Here is an 11,586-nt window from a genome sequence, read left to right as displayed (position 1 = left end):
CGTTTTTGAAATAATATTTAAAACCGTAGGGCCTACCGCAGTAGTCACCAAATCAGACTCTGCAATCAGTTTTACAATTGCCGGATCAGTTGAATTAATGGCCGTAACATTTTTTACTTTTTCAACGACACACTCAGCACCGACAACTTTAACATCATACTCTTTACGCTCGATCAGTGCGTTCACAACTGTTTCATTTACATCTGCGAATGTCACCTGAATACCTGCATCAGCTAACAATTTACCAATAAAACCGCGGCCGATATTGCCCGCGCCAAAATGTAATGCTTTCATATTATAATTTCCTAAAGTTAAAAAGGCTAAAATAGCGATCTGTACGCCCCCAGACAGGGGGCGTACAATAAGGAGTTACTGACCTAGAATGCGCAGTACATCTGAGGGGTTAGTGGTTGTTTGTAAGCATTTAACCGCTTCTTCATCATCCAGTGCACCGGTGATTGCAGTGATTACGTTAATATGCTCATCACCTTGTGCGGCAATACCGATAACCAGGTGGGCAATATCATCTTCATCTTCACCCCACTGGATACCTTCTGGGTACTGACAGAAAGCAATACCGGTTTTTTGTACGAATTGTTTAGCTTCAATCGTACCGTGCGGTACAGCAATAGACTCGCCAAGGTAAGTTGATACTAACTCTTCGCGGGCAAACATACCTGGTACATACTCAGGTGCAGCGTATTCAAGGCTGACCAGGTGATCACCGGCCAACTGAATTGCTTCTTCTTTTGTTTTTGCTTTCAGGCCTAATAAAATATTTTTCTCAGTAAGTTTCAGCGTTTTGTCTGACTCCTCAGCAACCACCTCGGCAACCGGTGCCGCTGGGGTTTGCGGAGCAGCAGCAGATGCTGCTGGAGTACTTTTAGCTGCCACTAATTCTGCAACCAAACCATCATAGAGCGCATTATCTAAGAAATTAGAAAGAGAGATATGATGTGCATTTGGAGCATGGTTTATCGCACGTCCGGTCAGATCTTTATGGGTAACCACAATATCAACATCACCAGGCAGATCATTAATTGCCATATTTGTTACTGAAAGATCTAAGTTTGCAGCCTGAACTTTTTTGCGTAGTAAGCCTGCACCCATCGCACTTGAACCCATACCCGCATCACAAGCTACGATAATTTTAGTCACTTTTGCCATATCAATTTCTTTTGCAGCAGTCTGCCCTTTAGCAGCTGATTTCATACCACTCATTGCGCTGCTGGCTTTTGACAGTGCGTCGTCATCTTCTTCTTTTTCACCTTGCGTTTTCATTAACACAACAGAAACGATAAATGAAACCGCAGCGGCTGCGCCAACAGAAAGTAGCACGCCAACCACAGAGCTTTTAGGCGCCATTAATAAAATAGCAAAGATAGAGCCAGGTGAAACTGGTGCAACAAGACCACCACCAAAGAGAGTCAGCATGAATACACCTGTCATACCACCGGCAATAACAGCAAGCAGCAGACGTGGATTCATCAACACATATGGGAAGTAAATTTCCTGAATACCACCAAAGAAATGGATGATAGAGGCACCCGCTGCAGACTGTTTTGCAGAGCCTTTACCAAAGAATACGTAAGCTAATAGCAGTCCCAGACCAGGACCCGGGTTAGATTCCATTAGGAATATGATAGAGTTACCCAACTCATCCGCTTGTTGGATACCCAGTGGTGTGAAGATGCCGTGGTTGATGGCGTTATTAAGGAACAGGATTTTCGCCGGCTCGACAAAAAGTGATGTTAGCGGCAGTGCACCGGCATCAACAAGGAACTGAACTCCGCCTGCTAAAACTATTGATAGGCTTTTTACCAGTGGGCCAATTAACAAAAATGCAAGGATTGCGCAGATCATACCGACGATACCGGCAGAGAAGTTATTCACTAACATTTCAAAACCGCTTTTTACTTTGCCGTGAATTGCAGTATCAAACTTTTTAATTGCCAGGCCACTCAAAGGACCAACCACCATAGCACCCATAAACATTGGCATATCCGCACCGGCAATAACGCCCATAGTGGCAATCGCACCAACTACTGCGCCACGTTCGCCGCCAACCAGTTTACCGCCGGTAAAACCGATCAGCATTGGTAACAGGTAGGTAAGCATAGGGTCAACTATACCTGCTAACGTTTCATTTGGCAGCCATCCCGTCGGAATGAAAAGTGCGGTGATTATACCCCAGGCGATAAATGCGCCGATATTAGGCATAACCATATTGGATAAGAAACGTCCGAAACTCTGGACTCTCATTTTTGCGTTCATAATAAACTCCGTATGCTGCGTGATAGCGCATTGTTTGTGAGCGGCTTGGCAAAAGTTTAAATTTGATTTGTCAAAACCATTAATTAATAAGTTACAACCACTAAATTACAGCGAGAATTTACCACAGAAATTTACCCTTTGTTTTACAGGGTAAATTTTTGTGACTTTGGTCACGTAAAATAAATATCAATTAACTGTTATATTGATCCTTGTCACAAATGTCAAAAACAACAAAAAATAAATAAAGTGATCTAGATCCCACTTTGGGTAGGCTTTCTTCTTTAAATAAAGGCAAAGGATTGCCCGCTTCGCTTAATTGAAAAGCAGGTGGAAAAAGAAGCTTGGTAATGAATCCTGCCCTGGATAAGAAAATCTATGCAATAATATAACTTTAACATTATGAGATTAGGGGTTGTGGATCTTTCGCGGTTAATTTTTGTTCGAGATAGAAGCGTTTTAATCGCGACGCGAGACGTGTAGCTTAGTCATTCTAAGTAAATACCTCGCAACAAAGAGTAAAACCTTTTAGCCGCCCCCTTCGGGCAGCGCTTGTTGGCTCTTTCTACTGCGTTATCGCCTGTTTATGTAGAAGAACTACACGACGCAGGCTCTGCCTTGTATAAAGAACCAACAAACTGCTGCAAAAACAATATCGAAAGATCAACAGACCCCAAAAGCAATGACGCTTTCATTATCCGGAGTTGAGGTGAATTAATTCCTGCATGGTTGCTGTAGAATTGGGGTAGATAAATAGACGGCTTGACTATCAAGCGGGCAACCTGCTTTTAGCTTTTTGCCTGAACAGATTGGTATAATTTACCGGACGGATCTCTTAATACAATGTGCTTGAGGTTATTTCAATTCAGAGGATTTTATTATGTTACTTGAAACCCCAATTTGTGATTTTGGCTGGAAGGCTCCTGATTTCACTTTAAAAGATGTCGATGGTAAATCTTTTACTCTGTCTGAGCAGCTCGGTGAAAAAGGGCTGTTGATTGCCTTTATCTGCAACCATTGTCCCTACGTGCAGCGTATCGCCCAACGTCTTGTACAGGATACAAAACTGCTGATGGCTGAAGGTATTAATGTTGTGGCGATTATGTCCAATGACTATAACTATGTAGAAGCAGACTCTCCGGAAAATATGAAAAAATTTGCTCAAAAACATAACTTTCCATTTCCTTATCTGGTGGATCAGGAGCAGTCTGTAGGCAAGTTGTACGGTGCGGTGTGTACACCGGATTTCTTTGCTTTTAACAGTCAAGGTGAACTTCAGTATCGTGGTCGTTTGGATGATGCCCGGATGGGGGATGCTGCGCACCGGGTGCCGGAATTAGTTAATGCCATGCGTATGATTGCCAAAACCGGCCGGGGCCCGACAGAGCAGGTTCCGAGTATGGGCTGCTCGATCAAGTGGCGCAGCTGATAGTAACCCGGGTAAATACCATATCTTCTCTGCTGTTATTTAAATCACTCATTGTCTGCAGTGCTGCTTTATTATTTGTAAAAATAGCACTGCATTATTACCGGCCTGAGTAAAGTTAAGCCAGCAACTCTCTTGCGCTGTTAACCACATTTTCCGTGGTGAAGCCAAACATCTTAAACAATTCATCCGCTGGCGCAGATTCACCAAAGGTTGTCATAGCGATGATCTTCCCGCCGAAACCAACGTATTTGTACCAGAAGTCAGCAATACCGGCTTCGATAGCAATACGCGCGGTGACCTGTGAAGGCAGGACGCTCTCGCGGTAAGCTTCGTCCTGTTTATCAAAAGTATCGGTTGCAGGCATTGAAACAACACGTACATTTTTACCTTCTGCGGTCAGTTGAGCATAAGCTTCGCTGGCCAGTTCAACTTCAGACCCGGTGGCGATCAGAATCAGATCCGGTTTGCCGGCACAGTCTTTCAGGATGTAACCACCCTTGGCAATGTTTGCTACCTGCTGCGCATCACGTTGTTGTTGGGCAAGGTTTTGCCGTGAAAAAATCAGTGCAGTAGGGCCGTCTTTACGTTCAATAGCAAGTTTCCATGCAACAGCCGATTCAACCTGGTCACAGGGGCGCCAGGTACTCATGTTGGGTGTTAAACGTAGTGACGAAATCTGTTCAACCGGCTGGTGGGTCGGGCCATCTTCACCTAAACCGATAGAGTCATGGGTATAAACTTGAATATTCCGAATTTTCATCAATGCAGCCATACGCATCGCGTTACGTGCATATTCCATAAACATCAGGAATGTTGCTCCGTAAGGCACAAAACCACCATGTAGGGCAATGCCGTTGATGATAGCGGTCATAGCGAATTCACGTACCCCGTAATGGATATAATTGCCGCTGAAATCACCTGCTTTAAGCGCTTTGGAACCGGACCACATAGTCAGGTTGGAAGGGGCAAGATCTGCTGAGCCACCGATCAATTCAGGGATTAATTTAGCGAAGGCTTCAAGAGTATTTTGTGATGCTTTACGCGATGCAATATTGGCCGGGTTAGCCTGCAGGTGGCTAATGATTTTACTGCTTTCCACTTCCCAATTTGCAGGAAGTTCACCCGCATTGCGGCGTTTAAATTCCGCTGCCAGCTCAGGGTAGGCAACCGAGTACGCGGCAAACTTCTCGTCCCATGCTGCTTCTTTGGCTGTACCAGCCTGTTGTGCATTCCACTGCGCAGCAATATCTGCCGGGATCTCAAAGGACGCGTGCTGCCAGTCAAGGAATTTACGTGCAGCGGTTATCTCCTTTTCACCTAGTGGGGCACCGTGACAATCGTGTGAACCGCCTTTATTGGGTGCACCAAAACCGATAATTGTTTTGGTGCAGATTAAAGTGGGTTTATTTGGCTCGGATTTAGCCGCGACAATCGCTGCGTTAATTGCTTCACTGTTATGTCCATCCACAGCGGGAATAACATGCCAGCCGTAGGCCTGAAAACGCTTCGGCGTATCATCACTAAACCACGCCTCGACGTTGCCATCAATGGAGATACCGTTGTCATCCCAGAAAGCGATTAGCTTGCCTAAGCCTAATGTGCCCGCCAGCGAGCAAGCTTCATGAGAAATGCCTTCCATCATGCAGCCGTCACCCATAAAAGCGTAGGTAAAGTGGTCAACAATAGCATGACCATCACGGTTAAATTGATCTGCCATGGCTTGTTCTGCGATGGCCATCCCGACGGCATTCGCAATCCCTTGTCCCAGTGGACCTGTGGTTGTTTCAATACCCGCTGCATAGCCGTATTCAGGATGACCGGGAGTTTTAGAATGCAGCTGACGGAAGTTTTTTAAATCATCGATGGAGAGCCCATAGCCGGTCAGGTGAAGTAATGAATAGAGCAGCATTGAACCATGTCCGTTGGACAGTACAAAGCGGTCGCGATCCGCCCAGTTAGGGTTATTAGGATTATGTTGTAAATGATCTCTCCATAACACTTCCGCGATGTCAGCCATGCCCATCGGCGCGCCCGGATGGCCTGAATTTGCCTTCTGTACTGCATCCATGCTTAGGGCGCGGATAGCGTTTGCTAAAATTTTTCGTTGCATATTAATACCTGTTTTAAAATAATTTAAAGCAAAAAAAAGCGACGCTAGCGTCGCTTTATCTCGGGCCGGTTTTACAGAAGATCTGCAATCATGGTTTCAAGCTTAGCCTGATCAACCGCGAAGTTTCTGATCCCTTCAGCGAGTTTTTCAACGGCCATCGGATCTTGGTTGTGTTCCCAGAGGAACTCTGTGTGAGACATTGCAGTCGGGCGTCCTTTCGTACCTTTGGAGTCTAAAAGTTTTTCTACTACCTCACCTTCGCTATCTTTTAATTCCTGTAGGAGTTGAGGTGAGATAGTCAGACGATCACAACCGGCCAGCTCAAGTATTTCTCCGATGTTACGGAAGCTGGCACCCATCACGATTGTTTTGTAACCATGCTCTTTATAGTAGTTGTAAATAGCCGAAACAGAAATGACCCCGGGATCTTCCGCACCAATAAAATCGCGTTTTTCTTTGCCTTTATACCAGTCCATAATGCGGCCGACAAAAGGAGAAATCAGGGTGACACCGGCTTCCGCACAGGCACGTGCCTGAGCAAAAGAGAATAAAAGGGTCAGATTACAATGAATACCTTCTTTTTCCAGGATTTCAGCCGCGCGAATACCTTCCCAGGTGGAGGCGAGCTTAATTAAAATACGATCATTGCTGATGCCGGCATCATTATATTTTTTAATTAGCTGGCGTGCTTTGATAACGCTGTTTTCAGTATCGTAGGATAAACGTGCATCAACCTCCGTAGAGATACGTCCCGGGATTACTTTAAGAATCTCTTTACCAATATTGACCGCCAGCATGTCACAGGTGTCTACAATCTGTTGCGCTTTATCGTCACTTTGAGATTTAGCATAAGCGATGGACGCCTCGATAAGGTGTTTATAATCAGATAGTAGAGCGGCTTTTAAAATTAACGATGGATTAGTGGTCGCATCTTCCGGCTGGTACCTGGCGATCTCTTCAACGTCGCCTGTATCAGCGACTACAGTAGTGTATTTGCGAAGTTGCTCTAATTTATTACTCATTTTCATTCCGCCTTAATATTGTGCTTGAACTGTATTTAACAGGTTTTACTAGGGGCTTGTTCCTTCGCGGTTAATTTTTGTTCGAGATAAAAGCGTTTAATCGCGACGCGTGTAGCTTCGTCATTCTAAGTAAATACCCCGCAACCAAGAGTAAAACGCTTTTAGCCGAACCCTTCGGGCAGCGCTTGTTGGCTCTTTCTACTGCGTTATCACCTGTTTATGTAGAATAACTACACTACGCAGGCCCTGCCTTGTATAAAGAACCAACAAACTGCTGCAAAAACAATCTCGAAAGATCAACAGACCCTAAAAAGATAGCGATTTATTATTATTCCGCCATTTGCAGAATGCTTGAGCATATGAATCGCCGTGAAACATTTGTTTTTATGGATGCTCATGTTTTTATCATGATATGTCAATGTGAAAAGCAATTAATAGCGATGCAGGTCACTTTTTCATCTGGTGACTTTGTGTTTTCTTTTTTTTTTAATGTAAAATTGATGAACACTTGTTTGCTGGTGTGTTATATGTTCCGGGAGGCTGTAAAAACGGCGAGATTAATTTTCTGCCGCTCTGCTTGTTATTACCTGTAAGGGACTATTCCGCCATATTTAATAAAGTCATCGCACAACTTACACTGGTTGCTAAGATATCAATACTGCCGGTACGCAGTGCGCCGAGCAGGGCTAAGGCTTTTCTTTCTTCGCTTGCTACGGCAATCACATTGGGAATACGGCGTAAATCTTCAGTATCTAAACCAATGACCCTGTCTCTTAATCGGGTTCTGGCATTTTCACCCGTAAGTTTAAAGAAATCAAAACCGCCGATATCACCAACGATACCCTCATTAAGGCGTGCTTCTGCAAACTCCTGCTGGCTAAACCAACCTAACTTAACCATGTGACTGTTTTCATTCATAGCACCGACGCCCACCAGGGCAAAGTCGGCATTTCTTGCTTGCTTTAATGTTTCAGCGATAGTGTTATGAGCAAGAAAATCCGCGCGGGTTTTTGAACTGTTGACATAAGCTGGTGCATAAAGTGTTTCGCTGCTTCCACCAAACTTTTTAGCCAGTTGACGGCATATATGATCCGCATTAATACTGTCGCCACTGCGGTGGGTGCCGCCGATGGCGCAAACAAAGTGCGCATTACGTTGCGGCACAATCCCGGCATAATCAGCAACGGCGGCAACGTTTTGACCCTGGCCGACAGCAACGCTGCTATTATCCTGAAGGTTATTGGCGAGAAAAGCCGAGACAAGTACCGCAACCTGTTTGCGCTGTTCCTGATTATCGGCATTATCTAAAGCAATCAGAGCACGTTTAAGGTTGAATTTTTCAACTAAGCGTTGTTCGAGTTGCGCGCTATAGATGGGGTGGTAGCGCACGTTAATCTCGACAATGCCTTCTTCTCTCGCTTTGCGCAGCAGACGTCCGACTTTAATGCGCGAAATGGAGAATTTTTTTGCTATCTCCTCCTGAGTCGCTCCCTCCTGATAATAGAGGATGGCAATCTCTGTCAGTATTTCACGATCATCGCTGCTTGAGTCTACGGGGGGGATCTTTATCTGAGACATCTCTATTACTCTCTGCTTGATAGTCTAAATTGATCAATGGTCTACAAATGGTCATTGATTGGGCAAATGTTCCCACAGTTTAATCATGCCTGGCAAGTATGATGCACAATATTGTGAGCTCCTGAGACGATTTATTACTCAGCTTCATGCAAAAGCCTTGTTATTACTATGGAAAAGGCTGGCGCACTCGCTTTGCGTATCCGTTGTGTTCGAATGGCCGGTCACGATCTCTTTACAGAGCTTAAGGTTAGTCAGGATCATATCGTACAAATTCACCTCAAAGACAGGTTGTGAGCCTCGGGCGGCTGCAGTGGGTGGGGGTAAAGATCTTGTTATTGGTGAAGGTGAAGTTGATTTTCATGCCATCTTCAAGGCGCTGGTGCTGTCCGTTAGTAATTAACCTCAATTCTGGATAAGCAAATCGATACAGCACCGTATAATGCAAATCTTTAATATGTTGATATTAAAGGGAATTTCGATCCCATTATCCAGAGTTGAGGTTAATTAAGATGTGGGCGCAAAATGAGCCGGGTTTGAAGGTATGGAAAATGCCGAAAAAACGGTGTGGGATCGCCAATAGTCTCTGCAGTAACAGTAATACAGGCAGAAAAGTCCCAGAGTGCAATATGCTGCTCTGAAGCATCACTCTTTACCTGTTTCTGATTTATCGCCGCTATTCCCAGGCCTTCTGCTGATCATGTGGCTGGCGCACGCGGCAGAGGATATCGCAAACAAGGCATTAGCATAGTGCCGGCAGAACCGATAGTTTTTCCTGAAAATCCCTGTTGTAATAAAATTACATAAATTGCTTTTTATATATAATTAAGTTGTCTATTTAGCCTTTTTGAGCAGGGATTTTTCTTGTCAACCATTTTTGACTGTTATTAATTTTATTTTTTGTGATCCTGGTCGGCTTTACTTTTCACATTGCTTCGTCAGTTTGTGTGATGCGTGTAACGATATTTTACATTTAAGACGCTGTGAAAGTTATTTTGTCTTAATTTTACCGTTTAAAATTTGATCTGAACCGCTATATTTTTGCATTGTTTTTTGCATTTGTGCGATGGCTCATTGTATTCCCGTCTCGCAGTGCAAATTTTAATTTTTATGATAGCTTTAGTGGTGGAAGTTTCAACCACATTAATTATTTTGCCAATTCAGGCGAACATACATGCACGGAGCAAATTATGCTGTCATCACAATCTAAGGTCAAAGTTCAGAACTTTGGTCGTTTATTATCAAATATGGTTATGCCCAATATCGGCGCCTTTATTGCCTGGGGTTTAATCACTGCTTTATTCATCCCAACCGGGTGGATACCCAATGAAACATTAGCGACCATGGTCGGCCCGATGATCGTGTATATGCTGCCACTGCTGATTGGTTATACTGGTGGTAAAATTGTTGCAGGTGAGCGTGGTGCCGTTGTTGGTGCAATTGCAACAATGGGGGTTATTGTTGGCACAGATATTCCGATGTTTATGGGTGCGATGATTGTTGGTCCGTTAAGTGGTCTGGCTATTAAGAAATTTGATACGGCGATTCACGGTAAAGTGAAAAGCGGTTTTGAAATGCTGGTGAACAACTTCTCAGCGGGCATTCTGGGTATGATTCTGGCAATTTTTGCTTATCTGATTATCGGTCCTGCTGTTAAGCTTTTATCAAACGGTCTTGCTGCCGGTGTTGATGTTTTAGTTGCCAATAACCTGCTTCCTTTGACTTCTGTATTTGTTGAGCCGGCAAAAATATTATTCCTGAACAATGCGATTAACCATGGTATTTTCACTCCATTGGGTATTGCTCAGTCTGAATCTGTTGGCCAATCGATTTTCTTCTTAATTGAAGCAAACCCGGGTCCTGGTTTAGGTCTGCTATTAGCTTACATTATTTTTGGTAAAGGCTCTGCAAAACAATCGGCGCCTGGTGCTCTGATCATCCACTTCTTTGGTGGTATTCATGAAATCTACTTCCCGTATGTATTGATGAATCCGCGTCTTATTCTGGCAGTTATTGCCGGTGGTGTGTCTGGCGTATTCACGCTGACTTTGTTTAACGCAGGTCTTATCTCTCCAGCATCTCCGGGCTCTATCTTTGCTGTTTTAGTGATGACACCTAAGGGGGCTTACGTTGGTGTTCTTTTAGCGGTTGCAGCTGCTGCGGTTGTTTCTTTCCTGGTTGCTTCTGTGTTAATGAAAACCCAGAAAAGTGTTGCAGGTGAAGAAGACGCGCTAGAAAAAGCGGCAGACCAGATGAAGGATATGAAGTCCACTTCTAAAGGCCAGGCTGCTACTGCTGTAAAAGCGGATTTATCTGCAGTGAAAAAAATCATTGTAGCTTGTGATGCCGGTATGGGTTCCAGCGCAATGGGAGCAAGTCTGTTACGCAAAAAAGTACAGGCAGCCGGTTTAAATATCGAAGTGCTTAATACCGCTATCAATGATTTGCCTGATGATGTTGATATTGTGGTTACCCATAAAGATTTGACCGACAGAGCACGTAAACATGCGCCAAATGCCGAGCATATCTCATTAACTAATTTCTTGGATAATGCGATGTATGACGGTATGGTTGCAAAAATTAAAGCAGCAAAATAAGCTCAGAAAAAGTAGATATTTCTACTACCTGATACCCAATGAGTTGGTTATGTGTCAGGTCTGCAAAGTTCACAACTATCCCTGAACTTTATAAAACTACTGTATTTTTACAGTAGTTTTATTGTGTTATAACTCCAATATCAATCCGCATAACTACACTTCAATTTTATGTTAGCATCTCGGCACCATTTACCTTGCTGACTTTGCATCTTGAAGTATCATGGGGATACCTGCTCAATACTGCTTGCCAATATAACTTCTTTATTTTCAACCCTAATAACCTGCTATAACTCAATTAAAGACCTGGCGCTTTTTAATTTTTCTACGCAAATTTTAGCGATTTAATAAAGCGCAATACTATAAATAATGGTTAATATGGCGAAGTGTTGTCATGGGCATTTTTTAAAGCGCTATTTGATGGGTCACTTGAGCATCATGCTTATACCAAATCCGATAATTATCTATTCATTTATGCTTGTTAAAATGAATGCTAGCTTCGTTATTGATTTTGTAATTAGAACAACTAGTTACTGCAATCAATGCCTTGCTTTCATCCATTTTTCCTACGCATAAATAGATCAT

The 11,586-nt window shown here is 43.7% G+C and carries 6 protein-coding genes and 1 pseudogene; 2 read left to right on the top strand and 5 right to left on the bottom strand.

What is annotated here, in order from left to right; genetic code table 11:
- Both ABZA00_RS13810 and ABZA00_RS13805 read right to left on the bottom strand, forming a co-directional pair.
- Nucleotides 1-294 (bottom strand): annotated as a pseudogene (locus tag ABZA00_RS13810) (mannitol-1-phosphate 5-dehydrogenase); the annotation flags it as partial.
- Between the two features lie 75 nt (nucleotides 295-369).
- On the bottom strand, nucleotides 370-2,274 hold the full coding sequence (locus ABZA00_RS13805) for a PTS mannitol transporter subunit IICBA (RefSeq protein WP_372882741.1): 1,905 nt from the start codon (nucleotides 2,272-2,274) through the stop codon (nucleotides 370-372).
- Between the two features lie 877 nt (nucleotides 2,275-3,151).
- On the opposite strand from ABZA00_RS13805, the gene ABZA00_RS13800 reads away from it, so the two are divergent.
- Nucleotides 3,152-3,700: a thioredoxin family protein gene (locus ABZA00_RS13800; protein ID WP_372882740.1), complete on the top strand. Its 549-nt coding sequence runs from the start codon at nucleotides 3,152-3,154 to the stop codon at nucleotides 3,698-3,700.
- A 115-nt stretch (nucleotides 3,701-3,815) separates the two neighbouring features.
- Here the strand turns inward: ABZA00_RS13800 and tkt are convergent, their stop codons facing one another.
- From tkt to ABZA00_RS13785, 3 genes are all read right to left on the bottom strand, one after another.
- Complete coding sequence (gene tkt / locus ABZA00_RS13795; protein WP_372882739.1) at nucleotides 3,816-5,810, bottom strand: transketolase; 1,995 nt, start codon at nucleotides 5,808-5,810, stop codon at nucleotides 3,816-3,818.
- 71 nt (nucleotides 5,811-5,881) lie between these two features.
- Nucleotides 5,882-6,832 (bottom strand): transaldolase, encoded by a 951-nt coding sequence (gene tal / locus ABZA00_RS13790; protein ID WP_372882738.1) that lies wholly within the window; start codon nucleotides 6,830-6,832, stop codon nucleotides 5,882-5,884.
- Between the two features lie 597 nt (nucleotides 6,833-7,429).
- Nucleotides 7,430-8,410: a sugar-binding transcriptional regulator gene (locus ABZA00_RS13785; protein WP_372882737.1), complete on the bottom strand. Its 981-nt coding sequence runs from the start codon at nucleotides 8,408-8,410 to the stop codon at nucleotides 7,430-7,432.
- Between the two features lie 1,187 nt (nucleotides 8,411-9,597).
- Between ABZA00_RS13785 and ABZA00_RS13780 the strand changes: the two genes are divergently transcribed.
- Nucleotides 9,598-11,004 carry a PTS mannitol transporter subunit IICBA gene (locus ABZA00_RS13780; protein ID WP_372882736.1) on the top strand — a complete coding sequence of 469 codons (1,407 nt, stop codon included), beginning with the start codon at nucleotides 9,598-9,600 and terminating at the stop codon, nucleotides 11,002-11,004.
- Nucleotides 11,005-11,586: the final 582 nt, after the last annotated feature.

This window comes from Psychromonas sp. (assembly GCF_041586535.1).
Taxonomy (GTDB): domain Bacteria; phylum Pseudomonadota; class Gammaproteobacteria; order Enterobacterales; family Psychromonadaceae; genus Psychromonas.
The sequence above is the reverse complement of the archived record's forward strand: the minus strand, read 5'-3'. Positions and strand labels throughout refer to the sequence as shown.

Excerpts from the sequence above, each read along its gene's own strand:
- ABZA00_RS13805 (WP_372882741.1), bottom strand. The coding sequence starts at position 2,274 with ATGAACGCAAAAATGAGAGTCCAGAGTTTCGGACGTTTCTTATCCAAT.
- ABZA00_RS13800 (WP_372882740.1), top strand. The coding sequence starts at position 3,152 with ATGTTACTTGAAACCCCAATTTGTGATTTTGGCTGGAAGGCTCCTGAT.
- tkt (WP_372882739.1), bottom strand. The coding sequence starts at position 5,810 with ATGCAACGAAAAATTTTAGCAAACGCTATCCGCGCCCTAAGCATGGAT.
- tal (WP_372882738.1), bottom strand. The coding sequence starts at position 6,832 with ATGAGTAATAAATTAGAGCAACTTCGCAAATACACTACTGTAGTCGCT.
- ABZA00_RS13785 (WP_372882737.1), bottom strand. The coding sequence starts at position 8,410 with ATGTCTCAGATAAAGATCCCCCCCGTAGACTCAAGCAGCGATGATCGT.
- ABZA00_RS13780 (WP_372882736.1), top strand. The coding sequence starts at position 9,598 with ATGCTGTCATCACAATCTAAGGTCAAAGTTCAGAACTTTGGTCGTTTA.